The sequence below is a fragment of the Klebsiella aerogenes genome (assembly GCA_029027985.1).
GTDB classification, from domain to species: Bacteria; Pseudomonadota; Gammaproteobacteria; order Enterobacterales; family Enterobacteriaceae; genus Klebsiella; species Klebsiella aerogenes_A.
Genome location: CP119076.1, coordinates 2,326,897 through 2,344,390 on the forward strand (window position 1 = coordinate 2,326,897; position 17,494 = coordinate 2,344,390).

Sequence of the window (17,494 nt, forward strand, 5' to 3'; positions counted from 1 at the left end):
AACGTGCGGCAAATCACAAGGCTAAGTAAAAATTTGACGTGTACCATCGAAGTGCTTCACCATAGCCGAAAGTTTATTTCGAAGCGCGAAAATAAAGGGAGTCAACGGTGGTAGCGGATAGTCAACCAGGCCATATCGATCAAATAAAGCAGACCAACGCAGGAGCCGTGTATCGCCTGATTGATCAGCTTGGCCCGGTGTCGCGTATCGACCTGTCCCGATTTGCGCAACTGGCGCCTGCCAGTATCACCAAAATCGTCCGCGAAATGCTGGAAGCGCACCTGGTGCAGGAAACGGAAATCCAGGAGCCGGGCAGCCGCGGTCGCCCGGCGGTCGGGCTGATGGTCGAAACCGAGGCCTGGCACTACCTTTCGTTGCGCATCAACCGCGGTGAAATCCATCTGGCGTTGCGCGACCTGAGCAGCAAGCTGGTGGTGGAAGAGCAGCTGGAGCTACCACTGCAGCATGCGCAACCGCTACTGACGCGGATCATCGATCATATCGACCAGTTTTTTATTCGTCACCAAAAGAAGCTGGAGCGTCTGACCGCCATCGCCATTACCATGCCGGGGATTATTGATACCGAAAACGGCATCATCCACCGCATGCCGTTTTATGACGACGTGAAAGACATGCCGCTTGGCGAAGTGTTGGCCAACCATACCGGGGTCTCGGTCTACATTCAGCACGATATCAGCGCCTGGACGATGGCGGAATCGCTGTTTGGCGCTTCCCGTGGCGCGCGAGACGTCATCCAGGTGGTGATCGACCATAACGTCGGCGCCGGGGTGATTACCGATGGTCGCCTGCTGCACGCTGGCAGCAGCAGCCTGGTGGAAATCGGCCATACCCAGGTCGACCCTTACGGCAAACGCTGTTACTGCGGCAACCACGGTTGCCTGGAAACCATCGCCAGCGTCGAAAGCGTGCTGGAACTGGCGCAGATGCGAATGGCGAAATCCATGAGCTCGATGCTGCATCAGCAGCAATTGAGCGTCGAGTGGCTATGCCAGGCCGCGCAGCAGGGCGATTTGCTGGCGCGGGACATTATTACCGGCGTCGGCACGCACGTTGGGCGCATTCTCGCCATCATGGTTAACCTGTTTAACCCACAAAAAATTCTTATCGGGTCGCCGTTTAACCAGGCTGCCGATATTTTGTTTCCAGCAATTTCTGACTGTATTCGGCAACAGGCGCTACCGGCGTACAGCCGCCATATCGCGGTTGAAAGCACACAGTTCTCCAACCGCGGAACGATGGCTGGCGCGGCACTGGTGAAAGATGCCCTCTATAACGGATCGTTGCTGATCCGACTGTTACAGGGTTAACATTTTTTCATAGTCGCACCAAAAATTGCGCTATCTCAATCTGGGCTCTGGTGGCTTCGCGTAGACTTTTCCCACAGTTTATTATTTCTCTTATGTATCTTTCGTTAACATAACTGTGGGGTTAGTGATGTTTAAGCGTTTCTTTATAACAGGTACTGACACCGCTGTCGGGAAGACAGTGGTTTCCCGTGCGCTGCTGCAGGCACTTGCTGCCAGCGGTAAAAGCGTCGCCGGGTATAAGCCTGTGGCGAAGGGCAGCAAAGAGACGCCGGACGGGCTGCGTAACAAAGACGCGCTGGTATTACAGAGCGTGTCAACGCTGTCGCTGCCGTATGATGCTGTCAATCCCATAGCCTTAAGTGAAGAAGAAAGCAGCGTGGCGCACAGCTGCCCGATTAACTACAGCTTATTAAGCGACGGCCTGCAGCAGCTCAGCGGTAAGGTTGAGCACGTTGTGGTTGAAGGCACCGGTGGTTGGCGCAGCCTGATGAACGATTTGCGTCCGCTCTCAGAGTGGGTGGTACAGGAACAGTTGCCGGTGGTGCTGGTGGTGGGAATTCAGGAAGGCTGTATCAACCATGCCCTGCTGACTGCCCAGGCGATCGCCAGTGATGGTTTGCCGCTGATCGGCTGGGTGGCGAACCGTATTAACCCGGGGCTGGCCCACTACGCCGAAATCATTGATGTACTGCGCAAAAAGCTGCCGGCGCCGCTGATTGGCGAACTGCCTTATCTACCGCGCGCTGAGCAGCGTGAACTAAGCCAGTACGTTGATCTAGACGTTCTCGGCAGCGTAATGGCGATAGATCGAATCCCGGCGTAGGGTCCGCGATAGCACTGACGCCAGTACGCAGGCAACCAGGAGACCGGGCAGCAGCATATACTGCCCGGTCATTTCACATATCATCAGGGTCGACATAATCGGCGCATGGGTTGTCGCCGCGAGGAACGCCGCCATCCCGGTGAGACCAATCATAATCGCCATCCCCTGATCGCCATGCAGCCACAGCCCGCTGAAGCTGGCAAATAGCATGCCCATCGCCAGCCCGACGAACAGCGTCGGGGTAAATACGCCGCCCGGGGCGCCGGAACCACTGCTGGCCAGCACCGCCAGTAGTTTGCAGGCAAAGACGATGACGATTACGCTAAACAGCGGCGGCGACAGCAGGTAGCTTTGCACCACGCTATAACCGTTGCCCCACACCGCGGGGGTAACGAGCGACAACATGCCGACAATAAGCCCCCCCAACGCCAATTGCCACGGCGGCGACAGTTTTAGTTTTACGAAACAACGATGGCTGTAGCTCATTAACCAGATAAATAGCGGGCCGCACAGCCCTGCCAGCAGACCGGTCGCCAGCATTAAACCATAATGCAGGACGGTCAGGTTTTGCTGAAATACAACATGATAGAGCGGCGCGGAAGTGTCATTCAGCAGGTTGGTGAGCAGTAGCGCGACGACCGCTGAGATGACCACTGGACCAAGCGAGGCCAGCATCAACGTGCCAAAGAGAATTTCGGCGATGAACAGGCTACCCGCCAGCGGCGCGTGATACGCGCTGGCCATCCCCGCGGCGGCCCCGCAGGCGACCCACAGTTTCCATTCGGACTGCGGCGTGAAACGACGGGCGAACAGCGAAGCGGCCAATGCAGCCAGCAGGATCATCGCGCCTTCGCGGCCAATGGCGCTGCCGGTGACCACCACCAGTAGCGACGCCAGGGATTTAACGAGACTTGCCGGAACGTCGAAGCAACCGTCGCCGGTTTCCAGCGCTTCCATGTAATCGGTCGCCGCGTGCGGACGCTCCACGCTGCGCCGTTGCCACAACCACAGTAATGTCCCTGCGGCTAATCCGCCCAGCGCCGGGGTAAGCAGCCGGCGCCACCATGGCAGCGACTGCGCGGCGTTGACCAGACTGCCGCTATCGTTGCCGAGAAATAGCGTTTCCAGCACCATCATGGCGTGGCGAAACAGCGCGACGGCCAGCGCGGCGAGAATGCCAATTAGGGTGGCGATGAGCAGGCGGCGAAACATCACCTGAATATCGGGGTAATTATGAAGACGTTGCATCAGTGGCTGCGAGGTTCGGGAGTCATAGCGTTATTGTGATAGGGAATAACCTTAGATGCAAAAGCTATAAATGCCGCCTGTTTTTATCCTGGGTGAGAAAGCATAAAAAGCCGCGCCGGAGCGTCGACGCGGCGGGGAGTTAACGATACAGCTGTTTTTCCGCCACGGCGATGGGCAAATTTTCCTGCCATTGCGCCAGCGTCGTCTGCGCCAGTTGCCCCAGGGCCTGATAGAACGGGTGCCCGGCGTGCTCAGTAAAGACGCTGAGGAAGCGCCCGGACCACGGCAGTAGATGCCAGGCGAGCAGTTGCGCAAATGCTTCATCCTGCTGGCTTTCACACAGCCATGCCGCCAGCAGCAGTAAGGTTCCAAAATGGTCTTCCGGTTCGTTACGTTCGATATCCAGCGCGATGCCGTTTGTCCGCATCCATTCGCGCAGCGCCAGCGTTGAATCGCCGAACAGTACGGATTCTTTATCCAGCCAGACCGAGCCCCATGGGGGCGCTGGCAGCGCCCACGGGCCGATAAACAAGCGCTGCCAGGCTTCCGGCAGCGTTTCGTCGCTCATGGCGGCAAAACCCGTGACCAGCGAATCCGCTACTGGAAATGGCCACTGCGGCTGCCAGGTACCGTCCTGGAAGGCGGCGACTAACGGCGCATTTTGCTCGCTGTCCGGAGCAAAAGAGAACAGCGCGCCCAACGTTCGGGCGCTTAACGCGACAGCGTCGCGGTTTAGGATTTGCATCATGACTTTAATTCCTTACTGCGGCGCGCGTTGGCGCGCCGTCTCATTAACCCGCAACCGCCATACCCACGGTCATATGCAGACCATAAAACAGGCCCCGGCCAATACATTCAGCGACCAATACCAACACCAGACCAACCCATAGCCCGGCGACGCGCGGCGACTGACGGCGAATCAACGGACATAGCCAGCAGCCGAGGCCGAGCGCCAGCAGGACCAGCCGCAGCACCTGCAGCCTGCCGTATTCCGGCAATAAAGTATTCGCCTGCTGTACTGAACTGTGGATTACGCCGAGGTCGGCGCTTTGTAGAACCATCACCGCTGCGCTAACCATCAGCGCAGCAACGCTGATGGCGGCAAAAAACCAGCCGTTAAAGTTGATTCTCGCTGCCTGCAGCAGCAGGGCGGCGAACAGCGGCCCGCTCAGCAGCGCCGTCAGGAAGAACGCGCTGGTGGTGTAGCCAGTGTACCATGTCGGCACGGTGTCGATTTGATAGACCCGGGTCATCGCCACGATAAACATCAGACCCAACAGCATGGTGATCAGCAACCAGATTTTACCGAGCGCCGCAGGCATTTTTCCCAGCGCCGCCAGCAGCCACCACAATCCGCCTACGGCGAAGAAGAGGGCGCCGCTGGCGATTTCGTTGCTCAGCGCCGATGCGCCGACGCGGTTCAGTGAGTTAAACGCACGCAGCGGCGAACCCAGATGGATGACTGAGGCGAGAAAGCCGATCCCCATCATCAGCCAAATAAAGAACATGCCGCGAACCAGTCGCTGTTGCGCGTCGCGCTGGCCTGTCTGCGACATCCAGCCAAGACCGCTGACAATGATCGCGCCAACGACGCATTGTCCGAGAACCGTGAACAGTACCAGCGGCCATTCATGCCATCCATTTCCCATTTTAGACCTCCTTCGGATTAGCCAGATAGCCGGTGGTATCGCCGCACGGGCGGCTGTTGGCGTTAGGTTTAATGACGATGCTTGGCTTCGTGAAGCGCGCCGACGGCAACGGCGCGACGGCGGCCAGTTGGCCGTGTTTTTCACGCAGTTCGGCAATCGGCCCGAAGTCCAGCGCGCGTAGCGGGCAGGATTCGACGCAGACAGGCTTCTTGCCTTCTGCCACGCGCTCGTGGCACCCATCGCACTTGGTCATGTGACCTTTGGCGGCGTTGTACTGCGGCGCACCGTACGGGCAGGCCATATGGCAGTAGCGGCAACCAATGCAGACCTCTTCGTTGACCACCACAAAACCGTCTTCGCGCTTGTGCATCGCCCCGCTCGGACAGACTTTGGTACAGGCCGGGTCCTCACAATGGTTGCAGGCGATGGAGAGGTAATAGGCAAAAACGTTCTGGTTCCAGACGCCGTTGTCCTCCTGCCAGCCCCCGCCAGCATATTCATAAATACGGCGGAAGCTGACGTCCGGCGTCAGGTTCTTGTAGTCTTTACAGGCCAGCTCGCAGGTTTTGCAACCGGTGCAACGGGCGGAATCGATAAAGAATCCATATTGCGTGCTCATGGTTTACTCCTTAAACCTTCTCGATTTCGACCAGATTGGTGTGCTGTGGATTCCCCTTTGCCAGCGGCGAAGGCCGATGAGTCGTCAGGGTATTCATACAGGCACCATGGTCGATGCGGTCGCCAGCCATATTGGCGTCGTGCCACGCTCCCTGGCCCATGGCCGAGACGCCGGGCATGATGCGCGGCGTCACCTTAGCCGGAATACGCAGCTCGCCGCGCGGGTTGAACACCCGCACCATGTCGCCGTTTTTAATTCCGCGTTTCTCCGCGTCGATAGGGTTAAGCCAGACTTCCTGACGACAAGCGGCCTGCAGCACATCAACGTTGCCGTAGCTGGAGTGGGTGCGCGCCTTATAATGAAAGCCGAACAGCTGCAGCGGGAATTGGCTGCGCAGCGGATCGTCCCAGCCTTCAAAAGTGGAGGCATACACCGGCAGCGGGCTGATGACCTCGTCTTTTTCCAGTTGCCACTGGTTAGCGATGTCGGCGAGGCGGCTGGAGTAGATCTCGATTTTTCCTGAGGGGGTCTTCAACGGATGCGCTTCAGGATCGCGGCGGAAATCGCGATAGGCGACGAAATGGCCGTTCGGGTCTTTACGTTTGTAAATGCCCATTTGCTTGAGCGCGTCGTAGCTCGGCAGTGCCGGGTCTTTGGCAACCATTTTGGCGTACAGATACTGTAGCCACTGCTCCTGGGTACGACCTTCGGTAAAACGCTGGTACACGTCGTCGCCGAGGCGTTTCGCCACCTCGCTTAAGATCCAGTAGATAGGTTTGCGTTCAAACTTGGCCGAGGTGGCGGGCTGGATGAAAATCAGATAGCCCATGTTACCGGCATAATCGTTAGGAATAATATCTTCCTGTTCTACGGTCATCAGATCCGGCAGCAGGATATCGGCATACTTCGCCGACGAGGTCATAAAGTTTTCGATGACCACGATCATCTCGCATTTGCGCTCATCCTGCAGAATATCGTGGGTTTTATTGATGTCGGAATGCTGGTTGATAATGGTGTTGCCCGCGTAGTTCCACAGGAATTTGATTGGCACATCCAGCTTCTCTTTACCGCGCACGCCGTCGCGGGTGGCGGTCATTTCCGGCCCGCGGGCGATAGCATCGGTCCAGCTAAAGCAGGAGATGGCGGTTTTCACCGGGTTTTCCAGCACCGGCAGGCGTTCGATGGTGATGGTGTAGGTGGATTCGCGGGCGCCGCTGTTGCCGCCATTGATACCGACGTTGCCGGTTAAAATCGGCAGCATGGCGATAGCGCGAGCCGCCAGTTCGCCGTTCGCCTGACGCTGCGGGCCCCAGCCCTGGCAAATATAGGCGGGTTTGGTCATGCCGATTTCACGCGCCAGTTTAATGATGCGATCGGCGGGAATACCGGTAATACGTGAAGCCCACTGCGGCGTTTTGGCTGTAGCGTCATCGCCCTGGCCAAGGATGTAGGCTTTGTAGTGAGCGTTGGCCGGGGCGTCAGCTGGCAGCGTTTTTTCATCATAGCCGACGCAGTATTGATCGAGGAACGGCTGGTCAACCAGGTTTTCGTTGATCAACACCCAGGCGATACCGGCCACCAGCGCGGCATCGGTACCGGGGCGAATCGGGATCCACTCATCTTCTCGACCGGCGGCGGTATCGGTGTAGCGCGGATCGATAACGATCATTCGCGCGTTAGAGCGTTCGCGCGCCTGCTCAAGATACCAGGTAATGCCGCCGCCGCTCATGCGGGTTTCCGCCGGGTTATTGCCGAACATCACCACCAGTTTGCTGTTTTCAATATCCGAGGTGCTGTTGCCGTCGTTGCTACCGTAGGTATAGGGCATCGCGCAGGCGATCTGCGCCGTGCTGTAGGTACCGTACTGGTTGAGTGAACCGCCGTAGCAGTTCATCAACCGCATGACCGGCGAAGCGGAAGGGGATGAGCGGGTCATATTGCCGCCGACAATGCCGGAAGAGTAATTAATGTAGACCGCTTCGTTGCCGTACTCTTTTACGACTCGCGCCAGATTGCCGGCGATCGCGTCCAGCGCCTCCGCCCAGCTAATACGCTCGAATTTTCCTTCACCGCGTTTGCCGACACGTTTCATGGGGTAGTTGAGGCGGTCGGGGTGGTTGATACGACGGCGAATGGATCGCCCGCGCAGACAGGCGCGAACCTGATGGTCGCCGTAGACATCGTGACCGGTGTTATCGGTTTCGACCCATACCACTTCGTCATCGCGAACATGCAGGCGCAGCGCGCAACGGCTGCCGCAGTTGACGGAGCAAGCGCCCCAGACGATTTTTTCTTCACCTCCGACAGCGTGCTGAACAGCCGCTGCCGCGGCGCGCAGACTGAAGGGCAGCGACAGACCGCCAGCGGCCAACGCCAGGGAACCGATCGCCGAGGATTTAATTAGCGTGCGACGGCTGAGACCGCCGGGATGTTCAGGATAAGACATTGTGCTCACTCCATGATTTTTATTATGCGAAATGCCGCCAGCTACCGGGTCATTGCTGGCGCATGGGTGAGGAATAATACTTAATTAGGGGTAGACGAATCTTATCCCCGGTCAACCGGAGATAAGATCCTTCACTTGAAAGTGGGGGTTATTGAGCGTCGGTATCCGTCGCGGCAGCGTCGGCGCTGCGGGTATAGATTATCTTGAAGGTATCGTTGGCGCAGTGGCCGACAACCTGAGCGCCGGGCTGGTCTGGTTGATCGTTAGGAACGATCGCGAGGCTAAAACCAGAAGCCGGTACGCCGTTATTGACGATTTTTTGCTGGATCTCGCCTTTCACCCGCTCGCAGGAATCCGGCGCTGCCAGTACGGATGTCGAGCCCAGCAGTAGGGTCGCGCATAGCCATGGGGATAGTTTCATCATAAGCTCCTTATTGACGTTATCCAGTTTTAAGCATAGCAGAATTGGTGTAAACAATTGTATTTGCTAAAATGATTGGAATATTCCCAAAAAGGTAGCAGCTGTGAATAAACTGTTTTTGCTGATCCCGGCGGCGGCACTGCTCAGCGCCTGCGATAAGCCCTCGACGCCGGTAGCCTTTACCCCGGAGATGGCCAGTTTTTCCAATGAGTTTGAGTTCGACCCGCTGCGTGGCCCGGTGAAAACGTTTACGCAGATCCTGTTTGATGATCAGGGGGAAATGGTGAAGCGGGTGCGTGCGCAGCTATCGACAGAAGGTTGTTTCGATCTGCTGGACTTTACCGACCTCGAAAGTAAAACCGGCGGCACGCTGGTGCTGGATGCTAACTACTATCTTGACGCGCAAACGCATGAGAAACGCCTGCGGCTACAGGGAAAATGTCAGCTGGCCGAGATGCCGGCGGCGGGCATCAACTGGGAGACGGATGATAACGGTTTTGTGGTGACCGCTCGCGGGAAAGGGAGCACCTCCAGCTATCGCTACGATGGGGAAGGCTACCCGTTAGGGAAAACGACCACCGCGAAAGACGAGCGTTTCAGCGTGGTATCGACGCCGTCCAGCGATCCGCGCAAAAAACTCGACTACAGCGCCGTGAGCGTGTTCAACGACCGGGCGTTAGGCAAGGTGAAACAAACCTGCGACTATGACGATCACGACAACCCGATCCGCTGCGAGATGCAGGTTGTCGATGAAAGCGTCCAGCCAGCGGTGACGCGCCATTACAGCATCAAAAACAGTATCGACTATTATTGAGCCGTCGGTTTGAGCAACGTCTGCCCCTGATGGCGATGCTTCTCAAGATACTGATGCTGGAACAGGCACATGCGAATGGTGTTGCGGTATTCGCCATTGATAAAGAATTCGTGAATGAGTTCGCCTTCTACCATAAAGCCGAGTTTGCGGTAGATGTGGATTGCTTTTTCGTTTTCTTTATCGACGATCAGATACAGCTTATACAGATTGAGAACGGTAAAACCGTAGTCCATCGCCAGCCCGGCGGCGCGCGTCGCCAGGCCTTTGCCCTGATATTCCGGGGAAATAATAATCTGAAACTCCGCGCGGCGGTGAACGTGGTTAATTTCCACCAGTTCCACCAGCCCGGCTTTTTCACCATCACATTCGATAACAAAGCGGCGTTCGCTCTGATCGTGAATGTGTTTGTCGTAAAGGTCGGAGAGCTCGACGAAGGCTTCATACGGCTCTTCAAACCAGTAACGCATCACGCTGGCGTTGTTATCAAGTTGATGGACGAAGCGCAGATCTTCGCGCTCAAGCGGACGGAGTTTGACGTGATAAGCGTCAGACATGGGGTGTTCCTGTGTGCAGTAATAAATGATGGCGCCCGCAGGCGCCGGGGGATTATGGCGTAATCACGCGACCGGTGCGACGGTCAAGGCAGCGCAGGGTGTTGGGCTCCCAATAGGCGTTGACGTTGGCGCTCTTCTGGCAGTTATCCTGCGCATCAAAAGCTACGTCGGTTTTATCCCACTCTTTCTCCGTGCGTTTATTAACCTTCTGACGTAAAGAGCGGGTATCGTTCCACTGCTCTTTTTCCATCGCGGCTTGCTGGCGGCTCTGTGCGCTGTCGCCGGACTCGATCACCAGTCTGTCGGTTTGTGCGAAGGACGAAGCGGTATAGACCATCGCGCTCGCCGCCAGCAGGGCTGTCAGGCACCAGCGTTTATTGCGTGTCATTTTCATCACGATTTCCTTTGAGTGATAAAAAGGGTTAATCAGTTGTATGAGTTTACTACAACTCGCTACCCGCGCCTACCTGACAAAATGGCGTGGGCGCCTGCGCATTATCGCGTACACTAGCGCCATGTATTGTCTCATTTACCTAACTTTTAATGCTGAAAACCACGCTGCTTTTCTTTGCTACCGCGCTGTGCGAAATCATCGGCTGCTATTTGCCATGGCTATGGTTAAAGCGGGGCGGTTCGCCGCTGCTGCTGATCCCAACTGGTCTGGCGCTGGCAATGTTCGTCTGGCTGCTAACGCTTCACCCGGAAGCCAGCGGCAGAGTGTATGCCGCCTACGGCGGCGTTTATGTCTGTACCGCGCTGCTGTGGCTACGTTTTGTCGACGGCGTTAAGCTGAGCCACTATGACTGGGCGGGCGCGGCGATTGCGCTGTGCGGCATGCTGATCATCGTGGCTGGCTGGGGGCGGGCGTAGCGCGCCGCCCGAGCGAAAAAAATCTCGCTTTGTGATCTTCCACGCTAATTTTAACCTTGGTTCTTGTATGGTAGCCGACTAGTTGCCTTACTTACGCTAACTGCACTGTGCTGTTTATTGTAAGAGGCAATCATGGCTACACAACCCCTCGTCAGCGAAGCTGGCGTGAAACCCGCGCGTATTGGCCGGGTACAAAAAGTCACTCTGACGTTGCTGTTTATCGCCGGTATCGTCAACTTCCTCGATCGCTCGTCATTAAGCGTCGCCGGTGAGGCGATCCGCGGCGATCTCGGCCTTAGCGCGACCGAATTTGGTGTTCTGCTGTCGGCGTTTTCGCTGTCCTACGGTTTTGCGCAACTCCCATCTGGTATTTTGCTGGATCGCTTTGGTCCTCGCATCGTGTTGGGGGCCGGGCTGATTTTCTGGTCATTGATGCAGGCGCTGACCGGGGTGGTGAACTCCTTTAGCCATTTCATTTTGTTGCGTATCGGCCTCGGGATTGGGGAGGCGCCGTTTATGCCGGCGGGCGTGAAATCGATTACCGACTGGTATGTGCAAAAAGAGCGCGGCACCGCGGTGGGCATTTTTAACTCGTCAACGGTGCTTGGTCAGGCAATCGCTCCGCCAGCGCTGGTGTTGATGCAAATCGCCTGGGGCTGGCGCACCATGTTTGTGGTTATCGGCCTCGCCGGGATCGTTGTCGGCCTGTGCTGGTACGCGTGGTATCGCAACCGTGCGCAGTTCGACCTGCAACAGGAGGAGCGCCAGTATCTGGCGGCGCCGGAAAAAGCGCGCCCGACGCTGGTGTTTAGCGAATGGTTGGCGTTGTTCAAACGGCGTACTACCTGGGGGATGATTTTAGGTTTCTCCGGGGTCAACTATACCGGCTGGCTGTATATCGCGTGGCTGCCGGGCTATTTGCAGGCGCAGCAAGGATTGAGCCTGGCGAAAACCGGTTGGGTGGCGGCGATCCCGTTTCTCGCCGCGGCGGTAGGGATGTGGGTCAATGGCCTGGTGGTCGATGCGCTGGCGCGTCGCGGCTATGATCTGGCGAAGACGCGGAAAACGGCCATCGTCGTTGGTTTGGTGCTTTCCGCGCTCGGCACGCTGCTGGTTGTGCAATCGAGTTCACCGACGCAGGCGGTGGCCTTTATCTCGATGGCGCTATTCTGCGTCCATTTTGCCGGAACCTCGGCCTGGGGGCTGGTGCAGGTGATGGTTAGCGAGAATAAAGTGGCTTCAGTGGCGGCGATTCAGAACTTCGGCAGCTTTGTTTTCGCCTCCTTTGCCCCGGTGGTGACCGGCTGGGTGGTGGATACGACTCACTCCTTTAATCTCGCATTGGTTATCGCCGCTTGTGTGACCTTTACCGGTGCGTTGTGCTATTTCTTCATCGTGAAAGATCGTATTCACTAGCCGTCAGCGGGTGGCGTTGGGCGTCACCCGCTGCATTATTCATTTGTGATCCCCCGCATCTTTTTTAAATATCATACTTGTATGGTAGTAGGTCTGGTGATTTAATTTTGATCACTCACCGCCAAGATACAAGGAATGACAGATGAAGATCGTTGCCGCCGACGTTTTTGTTACCTGCCCTGGACGTAATTTCGTCACCTTAAAAATCACCACCGATGAGGGGATCGTCGGCCTCGGAGACGCCACGCTAAACGGCCGCGAATTATCGGTCGCTTCATACCTGAAAGATCACCTTTGTCCGCAGCTGATTGGCCGCGATGCGCACCGCATCGAAGATATCTGGCAGTTTTTCTATAAAGGCGCTTACTGGCGCCGCGGCCCGGTGACCATGTCGGCGATCTCCGCTGTGGATATGGCATTGTGGGATATCAAAGCTAAGGCGGCGGGAATGCCGTTGTACCAGTTACTGGGCGGCGCGTCGCGTGAAGGCGTCATGGTGTATTGCCACACCACCGGTCATTCCATTGATGAAGTGCTGGATGACTATGCCCGTCATCAGGAAATGGGCTTTAAGGCCATCCGTGTGCAGTGCGGCATTCCGGGGATGAAAACCACGTACGGCATGGCCAAGGGGAAAGGTCAGGCGTACGAACCGGCGACCAAAGGCCAGTGGCCGGAAGAGCAGTTATGGTCGACGGAAAAGTATCTCGATTTTACCCCGCAACTGTTCGCCGCCGTGCGTGAAAGGTTTGGCTTCAACGAACACCTGCTGCACGACATGCACCATCGTTTAACGCCGATTGAAGCCGCGCGTTTTGGTAAAAGTGTTGAGGAGTACCGTCTGTTCTGGATGGAAGATCCGACGCCTGCCGAGAATCAAGCGTGCTTCCGCTTAATTCGCCAGCATACCGTGACGCCGATTGCCGTTGGTGAAGTCTTTAATAGCATCTGGGATTGCAAGCAGCTGATTGAAGAGCAGTTGATTGACTATATCCGCACCACCATAACGCACGCTGGCGGTATCAGCGGCATGCGGCGGATCGCCGATTTTGCTGCGCTGTATCAGGTGCGTACCGGCTCGCATGGGCCGTCCGATCTGTCGCCGGTGTGCATGGCGGCGGCGCTACATTTCGACCTGTGGGTACCGAATTTCGGCGTGCAGGAATATATGGGTTATTCCGAGCAAATGCTGGAAGTCTTCCCGCATAGCTGGACTTTCGATAACGGCTATATGCACCCGGGCGAAAAACCGGGCCTGGGTATCGAATTCGACGAAAAACTGGCGGCGAAATATCCCTACGATCCGGCTTATTTACCGGTCGCACGTTTGGAAGATGGCACCTTGTGGAACTGGTAAGGAGAGGAAAATGAAGAGCATTGTTATCCAGCAACCGAATGCGTTAGTGATTGAAGAACGTCCGTTGCCGCAGCCGGCTCCCGGAGAAGTCCGCGTAAAGGTTCTGCTTGCGGGTATTTGCGGTTCCGATAGCCATATTTATCGCGGGCATAATCCATTTGCCAGATATCCACGGGTGATTGGTCATGAGTTTTTCGGCGTGATTGACGCCGTGGGCGAGGGCGTGACGGATAAAACCGTGGGCCAGCGGGTGACGGTTGATCCGGTGATCAGCTGTGGCCAGTGTTATCCCTGTTCAGTCGGTAAACCGAATGTCTGTACTTCGCTGGTCGTGCTTGGCGTCCACCGCGATGGCGGTTTTAGCGAATACGCTGTAGTGCCGGCGAAAAACGCCTGGCCAGTGCCGGATAGCGTCAGCGATAACCATGCGGTCATGGTGGAACCTTTTACTATCGCCGCTAACGTCACCGGGCGGGCCAAGCCCAGTGAGCAGGACATCGCGCTGGTTTACGGCGCCGGGCCGATGGGCTTAACCACTATTCAGGTGCTGAAGCGCGTCTATAACGTCCATCAGGTCATCGTGGCTGACCCGATCCCCGAACGTCTGCAGATGGCGCAGCAAAACGGCGCCGACTGGACCATCAATAATAAAGAGCAGCCGCTGGCGCAGGCGCTGGAAGATCAGGGGATTCGCCCGACGCTGATTATCGACGCCGCCTGCCATCCGGCGATTTTAGCGGAGGCCATTGCGCTGGCTTCTCCTGCGGGCAGGATCGTGGTGATGGGCTTTTCCACCGAACCGTCCCTGGTGCCGCAGCAGGGGATCACCGGTAAAGAACTCGCCATCTACTCATCCAGGCTTAATGCTAATAAATTCCCGCTGGTTCTCGAATGGCTGGGCAAGGGATTAATTAATCCGGATCAGTTAATTACCCATCAGTTTGCTTTTGAGCATGTCGTCGATGCGATTACCTTATTTGAAGAAGATAGAAAGCGTTGCTGCAAGGTGTTATTAACTTTCAATAAATAAATACAAACAATATCGCTGTATCCTACATTCAGAGATTATTATGATGACGACAGCTAAAAATGAGAGAACCACCTCAGATCTGATTCGCGCCGCCGTATCCGGGTGGCTCGGCACGGCGTTAGAGTTTATGGATTTCCAGCTTTATTCGCTCGGCGCCGCACTGGTATTCCATGAAATATTTTTCCCTGAACAATCGGCGGCGATGGCGCTGATATTAGCGATGGGAACCTATGGCGCAGGTTATATTGCGAGGATCGTCGGCGCTTTTATCTTTGGTAAAATGGGCGACCGTATCGGCCGCAAAAAGGTACTGTTTATTACTATCACCATGATGGGAATTTGCACCACATTAATCGGCGTATTACCGACCTACGCGCAGATTGGTATTTTTGCTCCCGTGTTACTGGTGACTCTGCGTATTATTCAGGGGCTGGGCGCGGGCGCTGAGATTTCCGGCGCCGGGACTATGCTGGCGGAGTACGCGCCGAAAGGGAAACGCGGCATTATCTCTTCGCTGGTGGCGATGGGCACCAACTGCGGTACGCTGAGCGCCACGGCTATCTGGGCGGTCATGTTCTTCCTGCTCGATCGCGAACAGCTGATCGCCTGGGGCTGGCGTATTCCGTTCCTTGCCAGCGTCGTGGTGATGATCTTTGCCATCTGGCTGCGTCTGAATCTGAAAGAGAGCCCGGTATTTGAGCAAGTCAGCGAAGCTGACGAGGTTCAGGCAAGAGCCGCCGCTGCGCAAAACACGTTTGGCGCCATGTTAAAAAGCAAATTTTTCTGGCTGGCGACGGGATTACGTTTTGGTCAGGCCGGTAATTCAGGGCTTTTGCAAACCTTCCTCGCCGGATATCTGGTGCAGACCTTATTATTCGATAAAGCGATTCCTACCGATGCTTTAATGATTAGCTCAGTCATCGGATTTTTCACTATCCCGTTGTTAGGTTGGCTTTCGGATAAAGTCGGGCGCCGTTTGCCCTATATTATCGTTAATATTTCCGCGATTATTTTGGCTTACCCGATGCTGGCGATCATTGTCGATAAAAGTTATAGCGCCAGCACGATTATGTTATCGCTGATTGTGATTCATAACGTGGCAGTGCTGGGGCTGTTTGCTCTGGAAAATATCACCATGGCGGAAATGTTCGGTTCACGTAATCGCTTTACGCGAATGGCGATATCGAAAGAAGCGGGTGGTCTGGTCGCCGTTGGCTTCGGCCCGGTGCTGGCGGGGATTTTCTGTAATTTGACCGCTTCATGGTGGCCGATAGTGGCCATGCTGATTTGCTATTCCGTGATTGGCTTAATTTCTTCCTTGCTGATGCCGGAAGTGTGTGACCGCGACCTGAGCCTGGACTATGACGCGGCGGATGCCAATCCACGACAGGTACCTGGCGCTTCCGGTCAGTACGCGAAATCTTAATCCTGTCATTATTTTCGAGCCGTGGCGCGGATCATTCTGTTAGTGCTATCGCGCCACTTTTATGGGTCAAAAAAGAGAATCAACATGGGCTTCATTAACGATCGTTTTATGCTCGATAGTGAAATCGGTGCTCGGTTATATAAAGATGTTGCCGCGTCATTGCCGATCATCGACTATCACTGTCACCTTGATGCAAAAGAAATCTATGAAAATAAAAACTTCGATAATATCACTCAATTGTGGCTAGCTGGCGACCATTATAAATGGCGAGCGATGCGCGCAAACGGAATCGCAGAGCATTTTATTACCGGCGATGCCCCGGCAGAGGAAAAATTTAAAGCCTGGTCAGAAACGGTTGAAGCGGCATTTGGTAACCCCTTATATCACTGGACTCATCTGGAGTTGAATAAATATTTTTCCTGTCATGACATGCTCAGTAGCGAAAACTGGCAGGATATTATGCAGCATTGTAATCAGCAATTGAGTACTGAAGCGTTTAAGCCGCGCAGTTTAATTACCCGTTCCCATGTTGAAGTCATTTGTACGACTGATTCTCCGCTGGATTCACTGGAATATCATCGGTTATTGCAGCAGGACACATCATTTAACACGAAAGTGCTGCCGACTTTCCGGCCGGATGATGTTTTTGCCGAAAGTGCAGAGGCCTTTGCTCTGTTTGTCGATCAACTGGCGCAGGTGACCAATCAGGATATTCACTCTTTTGCTGATTTCTCGAAAGCGCTAGCGCAGCGTATCGATTGGTTCCATGAATCGGGGTGTCGCATTTCCGATCACGGGCTGGTGACCATTGATTACCAGGCCGCCGACGCGCCGTGCATTGAGGCGTTATTCCGTCGGAAGCGGTCTGGCGAGATATTAACCACGCATGAAACCGCGCAACTGAACAGCGCCATATTCGTCATGCTGGCGAAAGCGTATAAGCAGCGCCACTGGGCGATGCAGATTCACTTCGGCGCGCTGCGTAGCAACAACAGCCGGATGCTGCAGAAGTTGGGAATGAATACCGGCTTCGATTCTATTGCCGATCAAGGCGATCTGGCCGTCAACCTGAACCGTTTGCTGGATGCGATGGCGCAGGCGGATGGGTTACCGAAAACCATCCTCTACAACCTGAATGGCAGCGACAACGATATCGTCGCCACGACGATTGCCAATTTTCAGTCCGGAGAAGACGGGGTGAAGTCGCCGATGCAGTTTGGTTCAGGCTGGTGGTTTAACGACACTCGCCGTGGAATGGAGAATCAGATTAATAGCCTGGCCGATCAGGGGTTGTTAATGAATTTTGTTGGCATGCTGACCGATTCCCGCAGTCTGGTTTCTTACACTCGCCATGATTATTTCCGCCGGATCCTTTGCAATATTATTGGGCATTGGGTCGAACGCGGCGAAGTCCCTGATGACGATCGGATCTTAACCCGGATGATTAAAAATATTTGTCACGATAATGCGGTGAATTATTTCAGATTCTAACG

17 protein-coding genes are annotated in these 17,494 nt (G+C 55.5%); 9 read left to right on the forward strand and 8 right to left on the reverse strand.

Annotation, left to right across the window (positions count from 1 at the left end):
• Positions 1-107: 107 nt before the first annotated feature.
• Complete coding sequence (locus tag PYR66_11125; protein ID WEF30198.1) at positions 108-1,328, forward strand: ROK family transcriptional regulator; 1,221 nt, start codon at positions 108-110, stop codon at positions 1,326-1,328.
• Positions 1,329-1,455: 127 nt separating this feature from the next.
• Positions 1,456-2,151 carry a dethiobiotin synthase gene (gene bioD / locus PYR66_11130; protein ID WEF30199.1) on the forward strand — a complete coding sequence of 232 codons (696 nt, stop codon included), beginning with the start codon at positions 1,456-1,458 and terminating at the stop codon, positions 2,149-2,151.
• Here the strand turns inward: bioD and clcB are convergent.
• The 6 genes from clcB to PYR66_11160 form a co-directional block, all read right to left on the reverse strand.
• Entirely contained in the window at positions 2,104-3,399 is a 1,296-nt protein-coding gene (gene clcB, locus PYR66_11135) for a voltage-gated ClC-type chloride channel ClcB (GenBank protein WEF30200.1), read from the reverse strand. The two genes, bioD and clcB, sit on opposite strands and share 48 nt — an antisense overlap.
• Positions 3,400-3,538: 139 nt before the next feature.
• Positions 3,539-4,147, reverse strand: coding sequence for a Tat proofreading chaperone DmsD (gene dmsD, locus PYR66_11140; protein WEF30201.1), 609 nt, complete (start codon positions 4,145-4,147; stop codon positions 3,539-3,541).
• A 43-nt stretch (positions 4,148-4,190) separates the two neighbouring features.
• Positions 4,191-5,048: a dimethyl sulfoxide reductase anchor subunit gene (locus PYR66_11145; GenBank protein ID WEF30202.1), complete on the reverse strand. Its 858-nt coding sequence runs from the start codon at positions 5,046-5,048 to the stop codon at positions 4,191-4,193.
• A 1-nt stretch (position 5,049) separates the two neighbouring features.
• A complete protein-coding gene (dmsB, locus tag PYR66_11150) occupies positions 5,050-5,667 on the reverse strand; it encodes a dimethylsulfoxide reductase subunit B (protein WEF30203.1) in 618 nt (205 codons plus the stop codon).
• 10 nt (positions 5,668-5,677) lie between these two features.
• Positions 5,678-8,113: a dimethyl sulfoxide reductase subunit A gene (locus tag PYR66_11155; protein ID WEF30204.1), complete on the reverse strand. Its 2,436-nt coding sequence runs from the start codon at positions 8,111-8,113 to the stop codon at positions 5,678-5,680.
• 148 nt (positions 8,114-8,261) lie between these two features.
• A complete protein-coding gene (locus tag PYR66_11160; protein ID WEF30420.1) occupies positions 8,262-8,534 on the reverse strand; it encodes a DUF1161 domain-containing protein in 273 nt (90 codons plus the stop codon).
• Positions 8,535-8,637: 103 nt separating this feature from the next.
• Between PYR66_11160 and PYR66_11165 the strand changes: the two genes are divergently transcribed.
• Positions 8,638-9,348 carry a YnfC family lipoprotein gene (locus tag PYR66_11165; GenBank protein ID WEF30205.1) on the forward strand — a complete coding sequence of 237 codons (711 nt, stop codon included), beginning with the start codon at positions 8,638-8,640 and terminating at the stop codon, positions 9,346-9,348.
• On the opposite strand, the gene speG is transcribed toward PYR66_11165, so the two are convergent.
• Complete coding sequence (gene speG / locus PYR66_11170; GenBank protein ID WEF30206.1) at positions 9,342-9,902, reverse strand: spermidine N1-acetyltransferase; 561 nt, start codon at positions 9,900-9,902, stop codon at positions 9,342-9,344. The two genes, PYR66_11165 and speG, sit on opposite strands and share 7 nt — an antisense overlap.
• Before the next feature lie 52 nt (positions 9,903-9,954).
• Entirely contained in the window at positions 9,955-10,296 is a 342-nt protein-coding gene (locus tag PYR66_11175; protein WEF30207.1) for a DUF1283 family protein, read from the reverse strand.
• A gap of 149 nt (positions 10,297-10,445) precedes the next feature.
• Between PYR66_11175 and PYR66_11180 the strand changes: the two genes are divergently transcribed.
• From PYR66_11180 to uxaC, 6 genes are all read left to right on the forward strand, one after another.
• A complete protein-coding gene (locus tag PYR66_11180) occupies positions 10,446-10,772 on the forward strand; it encodes a YnfA family protein (GenBank protein WEF30208.1) in 327 nt (108 codons plus the stop codon).
• A 132-nt stretch (positions 10,773-10,904) separates the two neighbouring features.
• On the forward strand, positions 10,905-12,188 hold the full coding sequence (locus PYR66_11185) for an MFS transporter (protein ID WEF30209.1): 1,284 nt from the start codon (positions 10,905-10,907) through the stop codon (positions 12,186-12,188).
• A gap of 142 nt (positions 12,189-12,330) precedes the next feature.
• Positions 12,331-13,545 (forward strand): D-galactonate dehydratase family protein, encoded by a 1,215-nt coding sequence (locus tag PYR66_11190; GenBank protein WEF30210.1) that lies wholly within the window; start codon positions 12,331-12,333, stop codon positions 13,543-13,545.
• A 10-nt stretch (positions 13,546-13,555) separates the two neighbouring features.
• Positions 13,556-14,575, forward strand: coding sequence for a Zn-dependent oxidoreductase (locus tag PYR66_11195; GenBank protein WEF30211.1), 1,020 nt, complete (start codon positions 13,556-13,558; stop codon positions 14,573-14,575).
• 43 nt (positions 14,576-14,618) lie between these two features.
• Positions 14,619-16,001: an MFS transporter gene (locus PYR66_11200; protein ID WEF30421.1), complete on the forward strand. Its 1,383-nt coding sequence runs from the start codon at positions 14,619-14,621 to the stop codon at positions 15,999-16,001.
• Between the two features lie 84 nt (positions 16,002-16,085).
• Complete coding sequence (gene uxaC, locus PYR66_11205) at positions 16,086-17,492, forward strand: glucuronate isomerase (protein ID WEF30212.1); 1,407 nt, start codon at positions 16,086-16,088, stop codon at positions 17,490-17,492.
• The last annotated feature ends 2 nt before the right edge of the window (positions 17,493-17,494 follow it).